Origin of the sequence: Treponema sp. SP13 (assembly GCF_050938355.1) — a bacterium.
Classification (GTDB): Bacteria; Spirochaetota; Spirochaetia; order Treponematales; family Treponemataceae; genus Treponema_D; species Treponema_D socranskii.
Map to the genome: position 1 here is coordinate 817154 of NZ_JADOVM010000001.1, position 22372 is coordinate 839525.

Consider the following 22372-nt stretch of genomic DNA (forward strand, 5'->3'; position numbering starts at 1 on the left):
TTATAAACAAACCCGTAAAAAAAAGCAACAGCGCGGCAAAAGTTCGCTGTTTTCCGGCACCGCTATTTCCTCAAAAGAGCTGCAAACGGATTGTAGCCTTCGCCGTCCGTCTGACCGGACATATAGCGCGCCGTCGTTTTATCCTGTTCGACCGACGTCGTCGGCGTAAGCGAAATACGCCGTTCCCGAGCGTTTACTTCTTTGACGAGTACCGACATCTTTTGTCCCTTCGAAAAGACTTTGTTCAGATTCGTATGAGAGTCGACGCCGTCCATTTCCGATATGTGCACGAGTCCGTCGACGCCCGGTTCGAGTTCGACAAAAACGCCGAAGGGCGCAACGCGAGAAACGGCGCCCTCGTATTTCGAACCCGGGGCATATTTTTCCGCTGCCGCCGCCCACGGATCGGCAAGCAGCTCTTTTGCGCTGACCGAAACGCGCTCGTGCGCCCAATCCACTTTAATAATTTTTACGTCGAGCTTTTGCCCGACATGCAAAACGGCGCTCACGTCGTCGACACGAGAGCGCGCGATTTCCGAAATCGGCAGGAGCGCTTCGAATCCGCCGATATCGACAAAAGCGCCGTATGTTTGCAGCGACACAACCGTCGCTTCGACCGTCATGCCTTCTTGTAATTTTTCCTTGAGCGCTTCGAGTTCTTTTTCGTACGCTTCTTCCATGACGGCGCGGTTTGAAACGAGCATGTCGCGCCCGTCGTTTTTGTATTCCTGAATTTTAAAAACGAAATGCTTTCCGACAAATGACGCGGCATCTCCCTTTTGCTTCCAGCCCATCTGCGAATACGGGCAAAAGGCGCGGCTCGTTCCGACCGTCACTTCGTAGCCGCCTTTGATCTCTTTGTCGACATGCCCTTCAACGGGGATGCCGTTTTTATATGCATTTTCGAGAATCGATTTATCCGCTTTGCCGCCGGAAATCTTCGTCGTAAAGCGCGCTTCCCCGTTTTCGTTTCCGATAAAATATACATCGAGCATATCGCCCGGATGTATCGAACAGATGCCGTTTTCATCGGTAAACTCTGCCGCGTCGAGCACGCCTTCGCTTTTTGCGTTCAAATCGAGAAAAACCGTACCCGCGGAAACCGCGACGACTTTGAGCAAAACTTTTTCGCCTATATCAAATTTTTTCATAAGAACCTCATACTTCGAACGCGATTATAGCGCATTCCTTCGGCGAGCGCAAATCGAAATGCAAATCGCATCGGAACGCAAATCGGCGAAATCAATCCTCGTGCGCGATGCCGCACATATCGTACACGGATGCGTAACCCTTGCGCTTCATAAACGCTTCGACGCCGTCGAGCACTTCGAGCATCGTCAGCGGATTTGCAAAAGTGTTCGTACCGACTCCGACTGCGAGCGCTCCCGCCATAATAAACTCGACCGCGTCTTCCCATTTTTCGATACCGCCGACGGCGACGATCGGCACGCGTTCATGCGGCGGAAGCGAGCGCATCGCTTCGAAGGTTTCCCACACGAGGCGCACGGCGATCGGACGGACGGCAGGGCCGCCGAAACCCGCTTTGATTTTATCGAACACCGGCACGCCGCGCTCTATGTCGACGGCGACGCCTTGAAACGAGTTTCCGATGCCGAGCGCGTCCGCACCCGAGCGGATGCAGGCGAGCGCGACGTCCGTAAAATCGGGCGCTTGCGGCGTAAGTTTGACGATGAGCGGTTTTTTCGTTACGGCGCGCACTTCGCGCACTGCGCTTTCCGCATTCGCACACGTCATGCCCCATGCGGCCCCTCCGGCCGCAACGTTCGGACAGGAAATATTCAGTTCGATAATCGGGACGGCACTTTTATCGAGCAGCTTTGCGCCTTCGATGTACGTTTCGAGCGTCGAACCGGAGAGGTTCGCGATCGTCACCGTTTTCAGCTTGAGCATTTCCGGCAGTTCGAAATCGATAAAATGAGCGATGCCGGGATTTTGCAGCCCGATCGAATTCATGAGACCCGAAGGCGTTTCCCACAAGCGGATGCCCGTATTTCCTTCGCGCGCTTCGAGCGTCAGCCCCTTACTCGCAATGCCGCCGAGCTTTCCGACGTCAAATACGGAAGCGTATTCCGTGCCGAATCCGAAAGTCCCCGAAGACGCGATGACGGGATTTTTAAAACGCACTCCCGCAATCTCAATTGAAAGATCGGGTACTCCGTCGAGCGCTTTTCGAATCGGCTTCGATACGGGCTTCGGAAATTCGAGGATGCGGCTGTCGAAAACGGGACCGTCTTTACAGCAGCGCTTGTTGCCTTCGTTCGTGTGAATCGTGCAGCCGAGGCAGACACCCATACCGCAAGCCATTCGGCTTTCCATGCTTATATAACACGGGATACCTGCGCTTTCGGCTATGCGCTTTACATACGAAAGCATAGGCATAGGCCCGCACGCATACACGGCGCCGTAGCCTCCTGCACGGAGCGCATCTTCGGTAAGAGCTGCGGGAAGCATGCCGTGAACGCCTTCGCTCCCGTCGTCTGTCGTAATTATTAATTTTTCCGGGCGGATATGCTCCAAACCGTAGGAGCCGCTTTTAAAGCTCGCAAAAAAATCGTAAGAGCCGGGCGGAAGCGTTTCGGCAAAAGCAGCTACGGGCGCGACGCCGATACCGCCGCCTGCAACACAGACTTTTGTATCGGTTTCGGGAAGAGGAAAAGTGTTTCCGACGGGACCGAGCATCAGTAGGGCATCTCCCGCTTTCAGTACGCACAACTCTCTCGTACCGCGTCCCTTTACAAGGATGAGAAACTGCACTTCGATTTCGTCCGCGCGCTCTTCGGCATGAAATACGCTGACCGGCCGCCCCAAAAGCACGAGCGACCTTTCCGCACGGAGCATATAAAACTGCCCCGGAAGCGGCATACCGGACTGCACGCTCGGCGAACTTTTGTCGCGTACGGCGCTGTCAGCGCTCGCGACCTCTCGCGGCACGGCGGAACGGTTTACAGCCCGCAAAACCGAACGAGGTACGGCGGCTTTCAGCAAAAAAACGCTTCCTTCGGGGCGCGCGCCTTTTTCTTTTTCACAGGACACGACGGTACCCCTCGCATAGAGCGGAGGAGATTTGCAAGCTGCTGTATCGGACATAATGTAAAGATATGATTTTACGCGAGTTAGGGCAAGACGGACGGAGGCGGAGGCTCCCGTATAAAAAACGGCACCCCGAATAACGGGATGCCGTCCTCTGCGTGTAAAAACCGATTACATTTCTTTTTGCAAAATTATTTTTCGAATGTATCTGACCGAACCGTCGCTTTAATACTCCCCTTTTTTTCAGTTGCCGCTTTTTCACCTGCTATGCGGCCGAAAACAAGCGCTTGCAATAATCCGTCGCCCGACATATATGCGGCGCCGCCCGTACTTGCAAAACCTTCCGTGCAGCCTCCCGCAGCGTAAAGCCCCTGAATAACCGTACCGTCCGCTTTCAGAACGTGAGCGGCAACATCAGTGACAAGACCTCCCTGCGTATGGCGCAAATCGCCGGTTATCTTCATCGCATAATACGGGCCGTTCCAGTTTTTCGGTAATTTCGTTTTATTAAACTCATCTTCGCCGCGCTTAATGGAAGCCTCATAGCGCTCAAAAGTATTTGAAAGAGCATCGGCATTAATACCCAGCGCATCCGCAAGCTGCTTGGGCGTATTACCGGACACCACAATACCTTTTTCTTTGTAACCGGCAAAAGCAGCGGTAGCGGCGGCAATATCGTCATTGATAATCAAATATGCAAAATGTCCGGGCTGAGCAAGGACGTGCGGAGTCAATTCGGAATACCCGCCGTATTCATTAGTAAAACGGATACCGTTACTATTGACGAAAATACCGCCCATATTAGCCATTCCCTGCGACAGAGAAGCGTGTATTTGTTCGTTATAAAATGCGTGCCCCTGATATGCTTTCATATTCGCAACGGCGGCGCCTAATCTTTGTCCCCAGAGAATACCTTCTCCCGTTGCACCCGGCGCTACATATTTAAATGCACTTGCAACTTCCGGCATATACGTTTTAACCATTTCATCGTTTGCGCCGAAACCCGATGTAGCAAGCACCGTATTGTTAGCCGTAATATTAAAATCATTTATACCGTCATTTGCTCTGACACCGACGACTTCACCTTTGTCGTTTGTAAGCAAACCGATTCCCGTCGTCCCGCACATAACGGTAATATTTTCAACATGTTCAAGGTTATCGATCAATGCGGCTGTCATACCGGCACCTAAGCGGTCGCTGATATGCATTCTATAGTTTGATTGCCCATAGTACAAAGAACGGGTGACAAGCGTAAAACGGCAGCCTTTCGACTCAAGCCATTCGATCAGCGATTTGGAATTTTCGACAACCGTATACACAAGATCACGCCGAACACTGTAGTTGCTCGGCCTTAAAATGTCTCGCGCAAACCAATCATTATTATCTTCGATGCCCGCATCCTTTTGTTGTTTGGTACCGACTGCCGGAATAATACCGGCCGACAACTGTGTAGCACCGCCCAACGCACCCATTTTTTCTATAAGAATAACATGCACACCTTTTTCCGCCGCAGAAAGTGCTGCTGCTATACCCGCACCGCCGCCTCCGACGACAACTACATCGGTCTTCATATCGGCATTCTTCGCTTTTGCAGTATTTTTTACTTTACTTTTCGCATTAAGCTTTGCGGTATCCACACCCGCACTTTTGAGCGCAGCATCCGCCGCCTGCATAATCGCGCGGCTGGTAATCGAACATCCGCCGATAACGTCGAGGTTCGTTTTTTGAAAAGCTACGATCTGGGCCGAAATTTTTTCGATTGCCGGATCACTGATGCCGGGCGTCTCGTTATGTTTTGTCACCGTTACCGATTCGATTTCGGAATCGGTAAGTTTTACTTCCACGGTAAGAGCTCCGCCCATACCCTGTGCTTTACCTGTGTAAGTACCCGATTTAAATAACTGATTTGATTTACACGCGGCAACGGATAGCATTGCGGCAAACAGCATTACCGGCACGAACCCCGAAAACAATCTCTTTTTCATAAGACTTCTCCTTTTTACGAAATTTTTATTAATTATCAATTAATAAAAAGTACCCCCAAGATAAATCCTTTTGCAACAAAAGGAAATCGCTCAAAACTTACGTTTTTCGATACCGCAAAAAACACGCGCGTATGCTTTTACCCCGCCTTTCGCGCACTGCCCTTCCGCGCGTCGATTATATTTTTAATAACCGGCCAAGAGAACGCGAGAATCGTCGCGATCAAAAGCACGCAGGAAACGGGACGCTGTACGAAAGTCATAAGGCTTCCGTGGCTCATCACGAGCGCACGGCGGAAGTTCGCTTCCATCATATTGCCGAGGAGCAGACCGAGCACAAAGGGTCCCGTCGGAAAATTATATACTTTGCACACAAAGCCGAGAAGAGCAGCGGCAAACATGACGATAACGTCGAAAAAATTATTATTAAGCGCATAGGAGCCGACAACGCACAAAAGGCATACCGCCGTCCAAACGGTCGGCTGCGAAACGTTCAGCACTTTCGCGGATGCTTTTGCGGTAACGAGACCGAAGATCAAAAAGACGACATTCGCAAGCAGCATGAGCAGCATAATCTTTGCGGTAAAGTCGGCATTTTCAGTAAACATTTTCAAACCCGGCTGCATACCGTACATCGTCAAAGAGCCGATAAGGATCGCGGTAACCGAATCGCCGGGAATGCCGAGCGTCATCATCGTCGTCATCGCCCCTCCGATAACCGCATTATTTGCAGTCGAAGAAACGGCGAGTCCTTCAATCGATCCTTTTCCGTATTCTTCGGGATGTTTACTCATTTTTTTTGCATTGCCCCACGAGATAATCGATGCGATGTCGCCGCCCGCTGCGGGAATCGCGCCGATGAGCGTTCCTTCAACGGCACCGATAAGCGTCGGTATCGTGAGTTCTTTGAATTCCTTAAACGACGGCAAAACGCGGCCGAGCGCAAGGTTGACTTTCCGCGCTTCCATTTCCGCCGCTTCTTCCGCGCGGTTCCGCGAATACATCTGATACAGCACTTCGCCGATGCCGAACATACCGATCATAACGGGGATAAACGAAATGCCGGCAAGCAAGTCGACCGAACCGAAAGTAAAGCGCGGTATGGCAAGCAGAGGATCGAGCCCCACGCAGCTGAGCAGGATGCCCGCGACGCCGAGTATCGTACCCTTGAGCACGTTGCCGGTCGACACGGCGATCATCATCGAAAGACCGAAAAGCGCGAGCATACAGTATTCGGGCGCATTGAACGTTACGGTAAAATTCGCTATCGGTGTGGAAAACAAAATAAGACACAGCGTCGAAAAGACCCCTCCGATAAACGAATAGATGACGTTTACGCCGAGCGCGAGACCGCCTTTCCCCTGCCGGTACATCTGATAGCCGTCGAGCGATTGACTGATGGAAGCGGGCGTTCCCGGAGTATTTATTAAAATTGCGGAAATACCTCCGGAAAAAATCGCAGCGTTCCACAGTCCCATAAGCAGCGCGAATCCGTTTGCCGGCGGAAACCAAAATGTAATCGGCGTCATAATGGCGATACCCATCGTTGCGGATAGGCCGGGCAGCGCGCCGATCACCGTACCGATTACGACTCCGAGGCATAAAAACAATAAAACCGACGGCGTACAAAGTTCAAAAAAAGCCTTGGTAAAAATTTCGAGTGTCATACATACTCCCGTATATATCTATCGTCTTTTAAATATTGAATTGGACGGAAAAGCCTACGACAAAGGCCAGATAGATAAAAGCGACAAACACGAGCGAATAGATGATATTGAATTTCCACGTACGCTCAAATATAAAATTAAGAAAAACCACAAGCGCAAGCGCCCACAAAATAAATAATTTCGTAAGCTGCCACAAAATAAAAAATATGACGATGGCCGTTATCGTCAGTACGAGCATTTTAATATTTTTTTTTGTTTCTTCACTTGCAGCGGCAGACTGTGCTTTTTCGATCTTTTCACGGATGCTGCGAATCAGTAAAACGATGCCGAGAATCCCTAAAACGGATCCGAGCAGCACGGGGAAAAAACCGGCTCCCGGAACTCCGTCGGAAGTTTGCGCGTTAAAGCGCATCGTATTTTCTGCGAGCGTATAAACGACCACTCCGAAACCCAAAAGCGTTATCGCAATACCGGATATCGCATCACCCTTGCGCATAAACGGCGACCTCCTTTTCATACGATAAAAATCGCTCCCGAAAATACGGGAGCGATCGGCAAAGCATTATTTTTTGAGCAATGCGGGAATCAATTTTCCGTAATAGCTCAATTCTTTTGCGGCGGCGGCATCCATATCGGAACCGCTCAAATATGCGTGTTCAAAACCTTTCGATGCGAGCAGTTCTTTTACCGGCGCGGAATTAAGCGCAGCGGCGGACGCTTTTTCGAGGATACTCACGATTTCGGCGGGCGTACCCTTCGGAACGGCGAACGCACCCCATCCCTGAATCGCAATATCGATGCCTTTTTCGCGGGCGGTCGGAACGTTCGGAACGACGGACGAACGGCCTTCACCGAGAATTATTAAAACTCTCAGTTTGCCGTCGTTGACGAGGCTTTGCACTTCCGACGGAGAAACGGTAACCGCTTCGATATTGCCGCCGGCAAGAGCGGTTACGGCAGGGGCTGCACCTTCAAACGGAACGTGCGTAAATTTAACGCCGCATTTGTCTTCTACCGAAGCGGCCGCGACATGCCAGATGGATCCCGTTCCGGAATTTCCGACGCGAACTTTTCCCGGATTCGCTTTCGCATACGCGATAAAATCTTCAATCGTCTTCCACGGAGAATCCGCTTTTACCGTGACGGCCGACGGAATCGTCATCGCCCGTCCGATGAATTTGAAATCGTCGGTGCTCAAATCGGTGAGACCGAGTGCGCGGAGCATCGTCGATTCGACGGGCATATACGCGATCGTGTAGCCGTCGGCCTTTGCATTTTTGACCCGCGTCAATCCTGTCGCGCCCGACGCACCGGTGATGTTGCTCACGGTGATCGTACCGGGAAGCGCTTTTTCAAGTTCCGACGCATAAATGCGCGCCGTCGTATCGGACGCGCCGCCCGCAGAATACGGAACGATCAGAGAAATCTGCTTGTTGCCGGGAAATTTGACACTGTCTCCATTACCCAGAGCAAAGCTCCAAGAAATTACCGCTGCCGAAAGCAGACACAACATTCCGATTCTTTTCATACTACCTCCATAAAAACTTTTGCAGAAAGTTTCAACTTTCGAAAAAGTTTTTAGCCGTGCGCAAACGCGCACATGTCGAATAATCGAGTTTGCAAAATACGGTATACCGTATCTATTCTGTTTTTATTAAAACGATACACATACACTTCTTCTGCAAACATCCGTGCAAACTCGAGATAAAAAGCGACGGCGATATTTCAGACGGCGCTTTTTATCGTACCTCCATAAATAAAAAGCCATATACCTCTACACCGTATTTGCAATTACAAATACGATGCAACTTCTTTTTTCAGTTCCGCAACCTGCTCGGCAGTCAAATCGAGAAGCGGTCGGCGCATGTATCCGCCGCGAATACCGCGTATCGTTAAAATGTTTTTGAATATCGACATATTCGCGCCGCATTTCATAATCATCGCCAATTTCGTCGCTTTAACCTGCGCTTTCCGAGCCGCGGCAATATCGCCCGATTGAAACGCTTTATACACGTCGACGAAAGCTTCCGGAAACGGGCCCGAACAGCCGGACACCGTACCGTCGCATCCGCACGACAGCGCGGGCAAAAAGAGATCGTCCGCTCCGGGGACAACCGAAAAATTTCCTCCGCGCACTTGCAGATATTCGTTTATCCGGCGCATATCGGCAAAACTGTATTTTACGCCGACGACGTTTTTACACGCGGAAGCAATCTCTTCCATCGTCGCAGCCCCGATGTCGTTGTGCGCAAGCTGAGGAATCACATATACATACACGGGAAAATCGTCCGGCAGCGCGGCGCATACCGTTTTATAATATTCGACCATAGCGCGGTCATCGACATGGAAGAACACCGGCGTAATGATGCCCACGCCGTCAGCACCGATGCTGTACGCGTGTTTTGCAAGACGGATCGTACAGTCCTGACACATTGCACCGACGTGGACGAAAACCGTTACGCGGCCGGCGGCTTTTTTGACAACGGTTTCGGCGACGAGTTCGCGCTCTTCGGCGGACATCGAAAACATTTCACCCGTCGTACCGCACGGATACAAACAGTGAATGCCTTTTTGAATTAAAAATTCGGTCTGTTCTTCAAGCGCCGCGACATCCACTTTGTTATCTTGCGTAAACGGCGTCGTCATAGCGGTAATAACGCCGTATAATTTTTTCATAGAACCTCCCATAAAATCGATCGGTAGTCAAAAGCGGCCTTCCCCGAAGAGAAAGCCGCTTTTACGTCATCACCTGTGCTTCAAAGTGCGTCCGAAACTTCAGCTTTTAGAACGGACGATTACTTGCCCGCAGCTGCGTTCGTACCGGCGATGCGTCCGAATACGACCGTATCGGTCAGCGCGTTGCCGCCCAAGCGGTTCGCACCGTGTATGCCGCCGGTAACTTCGCCCGCCGCATACAAGCCCGGAATGATTTTTCCGTCGGTGTTGTACACGTGACAGCCCGTATCGATTTTGACACCGCCCATCGTGTGGTGAACCGTCGGAACGCGGGGCGCCGCATAAAACGGCGGCTTGTCGATCGGCGTCGAATAAAGCGTACGACCGAACGCGTCCTTCGATTTATCGGCGACGTGTTTATTGAAATCGTCGAGCGCGGCTTTCAAATGATCTGCGGGAACGTTCATCGCTTTTGCAAGTTCTTCGACGGAGTTCGCCTTCACCGCGCGGCCGGCCGCAACGAGTTCGTTCGCGGATTCGTTGAAATTATTTTTTTCGTCGCCCGTCGGATAGCAGTGCGAATCGAGTACGATCCACATATAGTTATCCGGCTGATGAAACAGCGCCATCGTCATCGTATCGCGCCTAGCGCCTTCATCGACAAAGCGGTCGCCGTTTTTATTGACAAAGATGCGGCGTTCGACATCCATTTCGATATTGCCGGAGAGGCTTCCCGTTTCGGGATCGCCGAGCGGCAGGAGCTGGATGTTTTCCATCTGCACGAGCTGAGCGTGAAGGGGTTCGAGCATGGCAAAAGCGTCGCCCGTAGAACTCGGCGGATTCGTCGAAGGAATATTCGCGCCGAGCGTCGGCCATTGTTTGTTGTATTTTTCGCGCATTTCGACGTTGCGTGCAAAACCGCCGGTCGCAAGAACTACGCCCTTATTCGCACGGAGCGTCACTTTGTTGCCCGTTTCACCGATCGCATTGACGCCGACGACTTTACCGTTTTCGACGATAAAGCTTTCGCCCTTCGTGTTGAGCATCACTTCGATGCCCTGGTGCGAATCGATATAGCGGTTATAAGTTTTGAAAAATCCCGTGCCGACGGGGTCTACCGGTTTATGCGCGCGAGGCCACAAACCGCCGGTTACCGTAAACGTGCCGGGCTTGAATTCCATGCCCATCGATTTGAGCCACTCGACGCCCTTCCATGCGTTGTCGGTAAGCGTGTGAATCAAATCGGGATCACCCTGCTTGTCGCCGCCCTCGTAGGTCTGCTTGTAATGCAGCGCGACCGAATCCTTGTTCGCCTTTGCCGTTTCGCTGCCTTCATCGACCGCGTTCAGCGCGCCGCCGGCCATAATCGTATCGCCTCCGACGCGAGCCGTCTTTTCGATGATGATAACCGTCGCGCCGTTTTGATTTGCCTGAACGCCGGCTGCCATACCAGCCCCTCCCGCGCCGACGACGATAACGTCCGCCGTCTTTTCGACATCGGCCGCTTTCGTTTCCGCAGAAGAAGCGGTTGCTGCGTTAAGCTTTTCGACATTGACGCCTGCGCTTTTGAGCGCAGCATCCGCCGCCTGCATAATCGCGCGGCTCGTAATCGAACATCCGCCGATAACGTCGAGGTTCGTTTTTTGAGCAGCTACAATCTGCGCCGGAATCTTTTCGATTGCAGGATCGCTGATACCGGGCGTTTCGTTGTGCTTCGTTACCGTTACCGATTCGATTTTCGAAGCGGAAAGCTTTACCTGCACCGTGAGCGCCCCTCCCATACCCGTGCCTTCGCCGGTATAGGTTCCCGCTTTGAATTTGCTTCCGCCTCCGCAAGAAACAAAAAGCAACGATGCTGCAAGCATCACTGCTGCCGTCCGCTTTAAGAAAGCGAATTTCTTCATTTTTTCCTCCATAAATAAATATAAAACGTATTATACGTGCGAATGGCGGAACAAATCCCGCGTGTCCGCGCTTAGAACCGAGTTGACAGATTCAATTTCAAATTAAATAAAACGCGTCATCAGACTTCATATTAACACATCAATTCGTAAATGACAATGTTTCGAACGATTGACGCAAAATCCGGCGCTTACGCCAAAGCGCACAGTTCTTCTTTTGCCGAAAGCGCGCTTCGAGCGGCCGCATCGGCCATATCGGAAAGCGTAATCACCCCTTCATCCGCTTTTCGCACGAGATCCGCATCATTTTTCCATGCACACAAAAGAGCGCGCGAAGAGTTGACGACGCCGCCGGCTTTGCCGAGGAGTGTTGCGGCCACCCGCGCTTTTCCGCCCTGCGCTCCGTAACCGGGGATCAAAAAAAAGAGTTCGGGATACGCGTCGCGCAAAAAACGGGCATCGCTTTCTTCCGTACAGCCGACGACGGCACCGACAGGGGGACAGCATGCCGCATCACAGCCCTGCCCGCATTCTTTCGCAAGCCGCTTGAGTTCCGCGCCGACGATGCCGAATACGGCGCCTCCTTCTTTAAGCTCTCGCCGTTCGATGTCCGCCGCTCCGGGATTCGACGTGCGGAGCAAAACGAATATTCCTTTGCCCTTTTTGCAAAAATCCGCAAAGGGCGAAAGCGTATCGAAACCCATATACGGATTTACCGTCGCGATATCCGTTTCGAAGTCGCCCGAAAAATGTGCGCGCGCGTAGGCTTCCGCCGTATTCGCAATGTCTCCCCGCTTGATGTCCGATATGACCGACAAACCCGCAGCTCTCACCGCCGAAAGTGTTTTCGCATACGCGCTCATCCCTTCGACGCCCATCGCTTCGTAATACGCGATCTGTACTTTACAGCAGCACGCGCTTTTGTCGTCCGCGATTCGATTAATAATTTCTCTGTTGTATGCGAAAACCGCTTCCGCTTTTCCGCCGAATTGCCGCAAAACGCTTTCGGGAATATACGAGGGATCGGTGTCGAGTCCGACGCACAGCGGACCGTTTTTTTTCGAAAGCTCCCGCAGGCGCTCCATCGCATGTTTCACGTCACACCTCGATTTTGTGTTCCATAAGCCAGCCCGTCGCTAAAAAATACACCGCACCGAAAATCGCATAGCGCAGCGTATGATTCCACGAATAGCGCAGCACCGCTCCATAGAACGACGAGTCCCGCACCATATCGCTCACGTCGTTATCGAAGCCGAGCGTACCGATGCGCATCGGAAAATAAAACAGAAAAAAGATGATTACGACGATCAAAAATTTATTCGGCTTTTTCGTGCGGATAAAAGCGGAGTACAGCGCCATTGCAAAATTGAACATCGCCTGCCAGCTCGCAAAAGAAATAATACCCATGATGCCGAATTGTACGAGTTCTAAAAAATGTTCGGCAAATGCAAAGCGGTACAGCTGCTTTATGCTCTCAACATAGGACATACCCGGATTGACCGAAAAGGGCAGATATTCCGAAAACGCGCCGTGAAAGAGCAGCCCCGCCGTCGGCGCCATAAACGACAGATACAACAGAGCCGGCAGCATATAGATGACGTATTCGGCAAGATTTACGAGCTGCCTCGCTCCGAGCTGCGCATAACTTCGTTCGGGCACAAGCAATGCAAGCCAGCCCGTATCGCCGAAAAGAATCGGCTGCATATTGCCGCTTCCGCGCACCAACGCATACAGCGGAATAATCCCCATACAGCAAAATCCGATAAAATACATTGTCATGCCGAAAAGCGAAAGATGATCCGACTTCGTCTGATACGCGATAAAATTGACAAGAACCGCGCCGAGCAATACCATCGCGATGACGGCGCTCGTATACAAAATGCGCAGACGGCTCGCTTTCCATTCCTGTTTCAACGTCGCTTGCATCATACTCACATCTCCTTGAACGTATCGATATACAGTTCGTCGATGTCCATACCGCGCCCGCTTTTCAGCACGCTTGCATCTTCATACAGCACGATTTCGCCCTTGCCGATAAAGCATACATCGTTGAACATGTGTTCGATGTCGTGCACGAGATGCGTGCTCACGATGATCGACGAAGAAGGATTGTACGTGTTGACGATAGCCGATACGATCCTTTCCCGCGCAACGGGATCGACGCCGCCGAGCGGTTCGTCGAGCAAAAACAATTTCGCTTTGCGGGAAAAACACAAAGTCAGATTCAGCTTTTCGATCATGCCCTTCGACATCTGCGAGACGGGAACGTTTTTTTCGAGACGGACGAAGTCGAGCATATCGAGCGCTTTGTGTACATCGAAATCGTCAAAGTAATCGCGGTAATAATCGAAAGCATCGAGCGCCGTCATGCGCTTGGGCATAATATTTCTGTCGGGTAAAAAAGACACGTACTTTTTGCTTTCAACGCCGACGGGGTTTCCGCATACACGCACTTTTCCGCCGTTCGCCTTTTGCAAGCCCGCGACGACTTTCAAAAACGTCGTTTTACCGCTGCCGTTCGGCCCCATAAGCCCGAGTATTCGCCCCGCTTCAAGCACGAACGAAATATTTTTAAGCGCGGGCTTTGCACCGTAACGCTTCGTCAGATTTTCTACAGTCAATATCGGTTCCATAGCTGTACGGACAGTATAGCGAATTTACGTGCGGTGTGCTATGACGCGCTTTGCAGATTCGGGAGAAAAAGCCGGAAAAACCGTATTTTTCGAAAACCCCGTTATACTTATTATATATCGATAACTTTAAAATTAAGAATACGTACTAATTGACGAAACGCACCTGTAATTTCAAATCCGCTTTTATATAATTTTACAATTGCATCACCGTTTCTGCATCCCAATATTGCAGTCGTCAATCTTTTAAATTTTAAAATCAACTCATCTTTTGTAGCCGGTAAATCAGGGCCCCACGGTAATCCGCCTGTTTTTTCGACATAACTCCCGTCATCGAAGCGCACCGCAAGCGTAATCTGAAATCGCTCCGGAAATAATTTCTCCGCCTCATCGTCTTCTGCAATTTTTATCATATCCGCTGTTTTTCGAATAGCAGCACTTGTACGAAATGTATCTGAAAATTCCTCAATACCGCATCTGTGATGTAATAACATCGCTGCAAGCGTATACGGAATGCTGTATTGCGCTTTAACCGTTTGGGAATAATCACCGCGCGTATTATATAAATTAATAAACTTCGGTCCTCGAACAATAATCTGCGTTATATTTTTATTGCTGTTTTCCGCCAATATTTTTTCCAACAGATATAAAGGTGCATGAAGCCATCGACAACACGGATAGGGTTTAAAATAACTCTGCAGCAGCATATATTCTTTTCCCAAATTTGCAAGCGCATTTGCTCTCTTTTCATCGGAAAGCGGCTGTCCCGACAGAACGACACCGAGCCCGTCGACGGATTCAAATACATCGATATCTCCGCCGACATCGGTACATGCCAACTCCATCAAGCGAATGCCGAGAAAATTCGGCCATCCCGAATACATACTTTTTATTCGGGCGCCGCTAACCGCCGTACTGTACGGACTTATCGAAGCCAATCCTCCATTCGCCAAACCCTTTGCAATCTGCTCAGAATTGAGTTTCATAATCTTGGCAACCCCGGCTGCAGCGGCATAAAAACCCATCGCTCCGGGAAAATGGATTTTATGTTCCAACATGGACTTCGAATATATCCTACTAATCCGCGTTCCGACTTCATAGGCACAGACGACCGCTGCAATAATATCCTTTTCGCTTGCTTTGTATTTTTCCGCAACTGAAAAGATCGCCGGAATAGACGAACTGCCCCAATGACCGGCAAGTGATACGCCGTCGTCATATTCCAGCGAATAACCGCAATACCCCATAGCCAAAGCAGCTTCATCGGAAGACAATCGTTTTCCGGTCCCCCACAGAGATGAATCTTTTCCCGCTGAATGCTCTATGGCAAATCTCAGTATTTTTTTATTATTAAAATCGGCAAGAGCGCCGTAGTAACATCCGATAAAGTCGAAAATGACATCATTTGCTTTTGAAATTACTTTCGGAGGTAAATCTTCATATTTCAGATCTGTCGTAAAATCTGCAAGAATGCTCAAAAGCGTGTCATTTCGCATAACAATTTCTCATTTTATTTTATACCCTGCACCGATTCCATTCATACTCTCATAAAAATGCGGAAACGAAACGGAACAGCATTCTGCATTATTAATAACTATTGCGTATTCGGGAGGTAATGCCAACCCGCATACGGCAAACGCCATCGCAATACGATGATCATCGTAACTTTCAATACTTCCTCCGTGTATTCCTTGCCCTCCCATACCGTTTACTTCCAGATAATCGGTACCTTCCGTACAGACGACACCGAGTTTTGTCAATTCTTTCCGCATCAACGTGATGCGATCCGTCTCCTTTAAACGACAAACGCCTATGTTTGTAAATTGAGAACGCCCGTGCGCAAATGCCGCAGCTATCGATAGAACAGGCAATGCATCGGGAAAATCGGATAACGATGCCGTAATTCCATGTAATTCATTTGTCGGATGAACAATTAACCGAGCGTTGGCCGTATCCGTTTCGATGTGCGCTCCCATTTCATTCAATAAATCAATTATCGCTTTATCCCCTTGCGTAGATGACATATCGATGTTGTCGATCACAATTTCGGAATGAGTCAATATACCTGCAACAACGGGAAATGCCACACTTTCCCAATCGGATGGAATTGTTTTATCAAATGGCAAAAAAGTATTCGGTCCTGTAATTTCATACCATACATAATTTTCATGATCATATTCGACATGAACGCCGAGAGATTCCAGCCATCCGACAGTCATTTTAACGAACGGAATTTCTCCGGGATCGCTTAGCTCGATACGGGTAATCCCTTCCGTCAATGCTGCGGCCATAAGCGTACCGCTCACATGTTGAGATAAGGTACCTTTCAGACGCACAAGCCCGGAACGGATAGGTCCTTCTATAATCACCGGAGGAGCATCGATACCTTTTCTCGTTGCAAACGCTTTCGCTCCCAACTGCCTAAACCCTTGCAGTTCATCTTCCAACGGACGCTTACAAATTGATGCATCTCCTGTAATCACCGAATAACCGTGCAGCGTCGCTGCAATGCCTGCGCTAAAACTTAATAAGGTCCCGCTGTTACCGACATCGATCACAAACGACGGCTGCGGCCATTTCGAACCGATTCCTTTAACAATCCATTCATTATTCCGCATATCGACGGAACAACCGAAATTCCGAATCATTTTTACGGCACTGAGACAATCTTCGCTGGCTACCGGATTGTATATGTGACTGGTACCGTGTGCAAGACCGGCAAAAAGACATGCGCGTATCGTATGACTTTTACTTCCGGGTACCGTAATTGAGCCTGTCAACGATGCTTTACTCGCTACTACCTGCATATAGTAAACCTCATTTTTCCGATTATTGCTTTAATTTTATCCGAACTTGCCAACAGCGAAACTAAAATCAAAAACGATAGAATAATTGTTATCGGATGAAAAAACATATTTCCGAAAGGATTATCCGAATTTCGAGAAAGCGATATCGCACGACGGAAATTGCTGTCCATAAGCTGGCCTAAAACCATTCCGAGAACGGTTGACGCAGGAGAATAATCATGCCGCTTCATATAGTATCCTATGACGCCGAAAAAAATCATAATAAAAACTTCATATAACGAACCGTTATTCGCATACGCACCGACGGCGCAAAGAACGAGAATGACGGGAAACAAAGTTTTGCGCGGAATTCGAACAACTTTTGCCAACAGCGGTGCAGTGGAATATCCAAGCAACAACAAAAACACGCATCCTATCAGTCCTCCCGTAATTATTACATGAAATAATTCCGGAGTTTGAGTAAAAAGGAGCGGCCCCGGAATTAGACCGTGAATATAGAAAACCGATAAAATAATAGTGGTAACCGAATCGCCGGGTATACCCATAGACAGCATCGGTATCAACGCTCCGCCGATAACAGCGTTGTTTGCGGACTCACTGGCAGCAATTCCCTCAACGGCACCCTCCCCGAAAGGTACCGTCGGATGCTTTTCCAGATTTTTCGCATTGCTGTATGAAAGCAGGGATGCGACCGGTGCTCCGGCTCCGGGCAGAATTCCGACCAAAGTACCGATTATTGAACCTCGAACGCCTATTTTCCAACAACCGATAATTTCTTTAAATTCCAGTTTGTTTTTACCTAATGCCAATACTTGCACTCCGGCATCGGAAACGGTACATTGCTCTAAAATCTCAGAAAGACCGAAAAGTCCGATAAGTGCGGGAATTGTCGGAATTCCCAACACCAGGTGTGAAATGCCGAACGTAAAACGGGGCATACCCATCATCGGATCTATTCCGACGCAACTGAAAAGTACGCCGAACGCAGCACAAAGCAGCCCTTTTACCAAATCTTTTGATGCAATAGAACCGGCAGTGACAAGGCCGAAAACGGCCAGCAAAAAATAATCGATAGGTGAAAATTGTAATGCGAGACTGCTCATCGGTTTAGCAAGAAAAATCAAGGCAAGTATCCCGACTATTGATCCGAAAAACGAATATACAACCGCCGTCATAATGGCTTTTTTGGCCTGCCCTTTTTTCGCCAGCGGATACCCGTCCAATGCTGTAGCGACCGCAGCGGGGGCACCCGGAATATTCATCAATATAGCCGTAACCGCACCCGAAAAACATGCCATTACATAAACACCCATAATCATGGCAAGCGCATCATTGGTAGTCCATGTATAGGAGATCGAAACAACCAAGGCGACACCCGTCACGGCAGACAATCCCGGTAATGCTCCGACTAATAAACCGAGAACAGATCCTAAAGCGACATATATGATAAAAAACGGATTAAATAAAACGGCTATATTCATTAAAATATCTCCTGGTAAAAACGTTTAAGGAAGATATACTTTTAGACCGATTTGAAAAGCCGCATAAATGCTCATGCTTCCTAAACTTGCCAATGCAAGTGCTTTCCACCACTTTTTTTCTCCAAGCAATACTGTCGTGCCCGCTAAAAAGATAATCGTTGCGGGAATGAATTTGAGATATCTCATCAGCGTAATATACAAAAAACAAATCGCAATCAATACGATCTGTTTAATCACTATTCGTTTCGTTAACGCAACCGATGTATCGCAATAAGTATTTTTAATCGTCCTGAATAATAAGATCGAAGCAAGTAAAATAATGACGCATCCTATGATCGATGGGAAAAGTCCGGGTGACAGGGCAATATCGCCGCTTGAATTTTCTATACGCAGTGAATAGGTAACGACAAAAACACCAAACAGCAACAAAAAGATACTTTCAATAATAGCGTGTTTCGCTTTCATACGACTACCTCACAGGTACGCCGATTTTATAAAACCGGCGTACAAAAACCGAAGAGTTATCGGATTCGTTTAATACCGAATTTTTCCGGACTGAATTTCGTCGCACCTGCATCGTACAACAACCAATCGGCAATACTCATAAAACGTTTCCAATACGCATTCACTGCATCGGGGCCTGTATATTCATACAAGGTTTTATACGTCGGACGAGAAGATACGAATGTCGCCCACGCCGGATCCTGAATCGCTTTTTGCGTATATGCAACGATAGTATTAATAATCTTGGGATCCGTTTTTTTCGGTACTAATACCGAATACGGAAATCCGAACGGAAGATATTCTGCAGCTTCAGGCACAATTTCGGTAAAAGCGGGAATATCGGAAAAGGCGGAATTTCTCTTATCCGTAAAAACGGCAAGCGGTCTTAAATTCCCGGATGCTATGTATCCCATAATAGTTGCACCGTTGGCAAAAGTAAAATCGACTTGACCCCCCATGACAGCCGTTAAGCCGGCAATCCCTCCTCCGAATGGGGTCATCGCCGTATCCAGTCCCATAGCTTTAAAAAGCAGCCCTTGAATATGACCTGATGCGCCCGGTGCGGAATACGCGAGTTTGACTTTACCCGGATTCTCTTTTATGTCCTTAACCAAATCCTGAATGGTTTTATATTTTGAATCTCCTTTGACGACGATAACCTTTGTATCTTCGCACATCATTGAAATGCCCTCGAAACTTTCGAAAGCGATATCGCTGATACCCATAACTTGAAAGGTTCCCGGCGTTTCGGCAGAAAATAAAATATTGTATCCGTCGGCAGGCTGTTGAGAAGCATATAAGGTACCGACCGAACCGGATGCTCCCGGTTTATTGATAACGACTACCGGTTTTCCTGTAACATTTTGCAATGCCTGTGCATACGCCCTTGCAGCGAGATCGGTACCGTCACCGGGATTCCAGGGAACAATAAGATTGACAGCTTTTACCGGCCACATAGGTACATTACCCGAAAAATCGTCTTTTCCATTTGAAAACAAAGCGGTACTCAGTGATGATAACATGACCAAAACAGCGAATATCTTTTTCATACGGCATAAACCTCCTATGCGCCTTTATTATAATACAAATTCTCCAATAGTCAACAAATTTTTTCATTTTTTTTCAGTATTTTTATAGCAGTATATATCGAAAATCGTACAGCATATATAATTTGTTATTATAAATAAAATTAAATGAAAAATATTGACGAAATAAAAATATTGTCGCATAATATTACAAATATAATAACTGAAAATATTTTCAGTACACAAGGGTTCCGTATGCAGATAAAAAAGACGACAGTATTATATTTCCTTTTAACGCTTTCATATTTTTTTTCATATTTTTTCCGTATATCAACTTCCGTCGTTTTACCGATCATTCAAGCGGAATGGGAAATCAGCGCCGCAATTATAGGTTTTATATCGAGTATGTACTTTTACACTTATGCAATTTTTCAACCTTTTTGCGGAATACTCAATGATCAATACGGACCGATACGGATAGTCACTATCGGAATCATAATAACGATGATAGGCTCACTCTGTTTCGGATTCGGAAACAACGTTTTGTTACTGATTGTCGGCCGCTTGCTGATGGGTATCGGTCTTTCACCTATGCTCAGCGGTCTCCTTGTATATCAAAGCCAATCTTTCCCCGCCGAAAAATATACTTTTTTTTCCGGTTTTTCCATGACTATCGGAAATTTCGGAGCGGTAGTTTCCGTTGCGCCGCTTTCTTTTGCCTTAGCAAAATGGGGAAAAGAATACGTATTTTTAGCCTTAAGCATAACGATGCTTGTCATCACAATATTATTATTTTTTTTAGGAAAAAACAGCTCTATCGGTCAAAACTACGGCAATAAAACTTTTAAAACAATGTTGAAAAGCCGATCGGAAACCGCATTTTACGTCATAAAAAAATCAAATTCCTTGAAAATCATCATCATAGACTGGTTAATCATTTTCGGCGGATTGATGGCTTTTCAAGGCTTATGGGCAATCTCCTGGTTCCGTGCCGTTTACCCGAATAATAAAAACAGTATCGCCTTAGCCGCTTCGATGATAGGATTCGGAATAATGGCAGGAAATTTTTTCGGAGGAAATATCGGTAAGACTGCGGCAAAGCGGCATATTATATTAAAAATTATTACTTTTTTAAATTTTCTTATGTGGCTTGGAATGCTTTGGTGTTTTTACGTCACAATGTCTCTATATATTACCATGTCGGTTTCATTTATACTTGGGATCATAAACGGTATAGCGTTCGTCCAATTCACCGCTGCGGTAAATGAAATCAGTCCTATCGGCAGCGGAGGATCCGTCTTCGGGATAACAAATTTTTGTACTTTCACTTCGGTCATCTTTTTTCAGTGGTGTACCGGAATCGGCATAAGCCGTCTTTCGATACGACTGCCTCTTCCTGAAACGTATATTAGAATTTTTTTCATAATAACGGTATGTATGATAATACCGGCATTCATTACAAGTCAAATAAAATCCGTTTCACGTGTCGATTGATCGGAATTTTAATTTAAGCGTTGTGTGCTGTCGCGAGGAATAATGGACACGGGAAAAATAACATCTTCGATATGCTTTCTACTCCCAATTAAAAGTGAAATAGCATGCGCCGCCGCACAACCCATCTGCTCCGATGACTGTCGTACGCTGGTAAGATGCGGCTCGGTATAAACCGCCAGCTCACTGTCATCCCATCCCATTACGGAAATATCCTTGGGTATTTTATATCCGTGTCGTTTAAGCGCATCGAGCATGCCCGAAGCCATTGTATCGGATGTCGTAATAACGCTGTCAAACACATGCGTCTTTCCCAATATTTCTCCCGCAGCGATGCACCCTCCTTCATAATTCCACGAGCCGACCGTTACTAAATCGGGATTATATCGTATATTCGATTCGTCGAGAGCCTTTATATAACCGGCAAATCTGTCTAGAGAAGCAAACCCGCCCGTTTTTGATAAATCTTGAATAAGCAAACGCGGATCTGTCGTCCCGAAAGGATATTCCCATGTTCCGATACAAAAAGCAATATGCCTGTGTCCTAAATTTAATAAATATTTGGTTGCTAAGTACCCTCCGGTGATATTATCGGTATAGATATGCGTACGATCCTTTAAAACATTGCGCCGTCCTACTACAACCAACGGAATCGTATCAAACAGCCTGATCTCTTCAGGTACCGATTCGCTCCAAGATGCCGTAGGCATATAAATAAGACCTGCCAATTTCATTGCACTAAAATGCCGAAGTATATCTCGCTCTTTTACGACACTGCTTTCCGACGATTCCAATAAAATATATTTATTGGTTTTACGGATTTCATTGATTACACCGGAAACGATTTTGGAACAAAAATTATGTTTAATATCGGGCACAACCATACCGACAACCGATGAATTTTCCGCACTACAATTCACCGTAAGCGGTTGCACTAAGTCCAATTTTTGCATAGCTGCCGCAATGCGACGGACATTTTCATCTCTGATTTTAATTCCATTAAAATAGCGAGAAACGGAAGCAATGGAAACGCCTGATTTCTTTGCAATATCTTTCAGCCGCGCTTTATAATTTTTCATTACATAATAATACAATAGAATTCATATTTATAAAATAAGAATTTTCTTTTTTCTTTGTATTACAATATTGCAATGAAT

General features: G+C 47.9%; 18 protein-coding genes. 1 reads left to right on the plus strand and 17 read right to left on the minus strand.

Going from position 1 to position 22372, the window contains the following annotated elements; all coding sequences use genetic code 11:
* Positions 1-62 precede the first annotated feature (62 nt).
* From IZU26_RS03590 to IZU26_RS03665, 16 genes are all read right to left on the minus strand, one after another.
* Complete coding sequence (locus IZU26_RS03590) at positions 63-1151, minus strand: 30S ribosomal protein S1 (protein WP_433276835.1); 1089 nt, start codon at positions 1149-1151, stop codon at positions 63-65.
* A 91-nt stretch (positions 1152-1242) separates the two neighbouring features.
* A complete protein-coding gene (locus tag IZU26_RS03595) occupies positions 1243-3108 on the minus strand; it encodes a dihydroorotate dehydrogenase (RefSeq protein ID WP_433276837.1) in 1866 nt (621 codons plus the stop codon).
* Positions 3109-3242: 134 nt separating this feature from the next.
* Complete coding sequence (locus IZU26_RS03600; protein ID WP_433276839.1) at positions 3243-5036, minus strand: flavocytochrome c; 1794 nt, start codon at positions 5034-5036, stop codon at positions 3243-3245.
* A 137-nt stretch (positions 5037-5173) separates the two neighbouring features.
* Entirely contained in the window at positions 5174-6700 is a 1527-nt protein-coding gene (locus tag IZU26_RS03605) for a tripartite tricarboxylate transporter permease (protein WP_433276841.1), read from the minus strand.
* 28 nt (positions 6701-6728) lie between these two features.
* A complete protein-coding gene (locus IZU26_RS03610) occupies positions 6729-7196 on the minus strand; it encodes a tripartite tricarboxylate transporter TctB family protein (RefSeq protein WP_021331610.1) in 468 nt (155 codons plus the stop codon).
* Positions 7197-7262: 66 nt separating this feature from the next.
* Positions 7263-8228, minus strand: coding sequence for a tripartite tricarboxylate transporter substrate binding protein (locus tag IZU26_RS03615; protein WP_433276843.1), 966 nt, complete (start codon positions 8226-8228; stop codon positions 7263-7265).
* A gap of 263 nt (positions 8229-8491) precedes the next feature.
* Complete coding sequence (locus IZU26_RS03620; protein ID WP_433276845.1) at positions 8492-9376, minus strand: dihydrodipicolinate synthase family protein; 885 nt, start codon at positions 9374-9376, stop codon at positions 8492-8494.
* A 119-nt stretch (positions 9377-9495) separates the two neighbouring features.
* On the minus strand, positions 9496-11280 hold the full coding sequence (locus tag IZU26_RS03625; RefSeq protein ID WP_433276847.1) for a flavocytochrome c: 1785 nt from the start codon (positions 11278-11280) through the stop codon (positions 9496-9498).
* 188 nt (positions 11281-11468) lie between these two features.
* Entirely contained in the window at positions 11469-12374 is a 906-nt protein-coding gene (gene pyrF, locus IZU26_RS03630; protein ID WP_433276849.1) for an orotidine-5'-phosphate decarboxylase, read from the minus strand.
* A gap of 1 nt (position 12375) precedes the next feature.
* Positions 12376-13206, minus strand: a complete 831-nt coding sequence (locus IZU26_RS03635) for a hypothetical protein (protein WP_433276851.1) — start codon at positions 13204-13206, stop codon at positions 12376-12378.
* Between the two features lie 2 nt (positions 13207-13208).
* Positions 13209-13910 (minus strand): ABC transporter ATP-binding protein, encoded by a 702-nt coding sequence (locus IZU26_RS03640; RefSeq protein ID WP_310823073.1) that lies wholly within the window; start codon positions 13908-13910, stop codon positions 13209-13211.
* A gap of 110 nt (positions 13911-14020) precedes the next feature.
* Complete coding sequence (locus IZU26_RS03645) at positions 14021-15403, minus strand: MmgE/PrpD family protein (protein WP_310823075.1); 1383 nt, start codon at positions 15401-15403, stop codon at positions 14021-14023.
* A gap of 9 nt (positions 15404-15412) precedes the next feature.
* On the minus strand, positions 15413-16714 hold the full coding sequence (gene aroA, locus IZU26_RS03650; protein ID WP_310823077.1) for a 3-phosphoshikimate 1-carboxyvinyltransferase: 1302 nt from the start codon (positions 16712-16714) through the stop codon (positions 15413-15415).
* Positions 16705-18195, minus strand: coding sequence for a tripartite tricarboxylate transporter permease (locus IZU26_RS03655; RefSeq protein ID WP_433276853.1), 1491 nt, complete (start codon positions 18193-18195; stop codon positions 16705-16707). The genes aroA and IZU26_RS03655 overlap by 10 nt, the downstream gene beginning before the upstream one ends.
* Positions 18196-18219: 24 nt before the next feature.
* Positions 18220-18660, minus strand: coding sequence for a tripartite tricarboxylate transporter TctB family protein (locus IZU26_RS03660; RefSeq protein WP_433276855.1), 441 nt, complete (start codon positions 18658-18660; stop codon positions 18220-18222).
* Positions 18661-18716: 56 nt separating this feature from the next.
* On the minus strand, positions 18717-19748 hold the full coding sequence (locus IZU26_RS03665; protein ID WP_433276857.1) for a tripartite tricarboxylate transporter substrate binding protein: 1032 nt from the start codon (positions 19746-19748) through the stop codon (positions 18717-18719).
* Between the two features lie 144 nt (positions 19749-19892).
* On the opposite strand from IZU26_RS03665, the gene IZU26_RS03670 reads away from it, so the two are divergent.
* Positions 19893-21218: an MFS transporter gene (locus IZU26_RS03670; protein WP_433276859.1), complete on the plus strand. Its 1326-nt coding sequence runs from the start codon at positions 19893-19895 to the stop codon at positions 21216-21218.
* Between the two features lie 8 nt (positions 21219-21226).
* On the opposite strand, the gene IZU26_RS03675 is transcribed toward IZU26_RS03670, so the two are convergent.
* Positions 21227-22294 (minus strand): LacI family DNA-binding transcriptional regulator, encoded by a 1068-nt coding sequence (locus IZU26_RS03675; RefSeq protein WP_433276861.1) that lies wholly within the window; start codon positions 22292-22294, stop codon positions 21227-21229.
* Positions 22295-22372: the final 78 nt, after the last annotated feature.

Coding starts and splice junctions, on each gene's coding strand:
- IZU26_RS03590 (WP_433276835.1), bottom strand. CDS start 1,151: ATGAAAAAATTTGATATAGGCGAAAAAGTTTTGCTCAAAGTCGTCGCG.
- IZU26_RS03595 (WP_433276837.1), bottom strand. CDS start 3,108: ATGTCCGATACAGCAGCTTGCAAATCTCCTCCGCTCTATGCGAGGGGT.
- IZU26_RS03600 (WP_433276839.1), bottom strand. CDS start 5,036: ATGAAAAAGAGATTGTTTTCGGGGTTCGTGCCGGTAATGCTGTTTGCC.
- IZU26_RS03605 (WP_433276841.1), bottom strand. CDS start 6,700: ATGACACTCGAAATTTTTACCAAGGCTTTTTTTGAACTTTGTACGCCG.
- IZU26_RS03610 (WP_021331610.1), bottom strand. CDS start 7,196: ATGCGCAAGGGTGATGCGATATCCGGTATTGCGATAACGCTTTTGGGT.
- IZU26_RS03615 (WP_433276843.1), bottom strand. CDS start 8,228: ATGAAAAGAATCGGAATGTTGTGTCTGCTTTCGGCAGCGGTAATTTCT.
- IZU26_RS03620 (WP_433276845.1), bottom strand. CDS start 9,376: ATGAAAAAATTATACGGCGTTATTACCGCTATGACGACGCCGTTTACG.
- IZU26_RS03625 (WP_433276847.1), bottom strand. CDS start 11,280: ATGAAGAAATTCGCTTTCTTAAAGCGGACGGCAGCAGTGATGCTTGCA.
- IZU26_RS03635 (WP_433276851.1), bottom strand. CDS start 13,206: ATGATGCAAGCGACGTTGAAACAGGAATGGAAAGCGAGCCGTCTGCGC.
- IZU26_RS03640 (WP_310823073.1), bottom strand. CDS start 13,910: ATGGAACCGATATTGACTGTAGAAAATCTGACGAAGCGTTACGGTGCA.
- IZU26_RS03645 (WP_310823075.1), bottom strand. CDS start 15,403: ATGCGAAATGACACGCTTTTGAGCATTCTTGCAGATTTTACGACAGAT.
- aroA (WP_310823077.1), bottom strand. CDS start 16,714: ATGCAGGTAGTAGCGAGTAAAGCATCGTTGACAGGCTCAATTACGGTA.
- IZU26_RS03655 (WP_433276853.1), bottom strand. CDS start 18,195: ATGAATATAGCCGTTTTATTTAATCCGTTTTTTATCATATATGTCGCT.
- IZU26_RS03660 (WP_433276855.1), bottom strand. CDS start 18,660: ATGAAAGCGAAACACGCTATTATTGAAAGTATCTTTTTGTTGCTGTTT.
- IZU26_RS03665 (WP_433276857.1), bottom strand. CDS start 19,748: ATGAAAAAGATATTCGCTGTTTTGGTCATGTTATCATCACTGAGTACC.
- IZU26_RS03670 (WP_433276859.1), top strand. CDS start 19,893: ATGAAAAATATTGACGAAATAAAAATATTGTCGCATAATATTACAAAT.
- IZU26_RS03675 (WP_433276861.1), bottom strand. CDS start 22,294: ATGAAAAATTATAAAGCGCGGCTGAAAGATATTGCAAAGAAATCAGGC.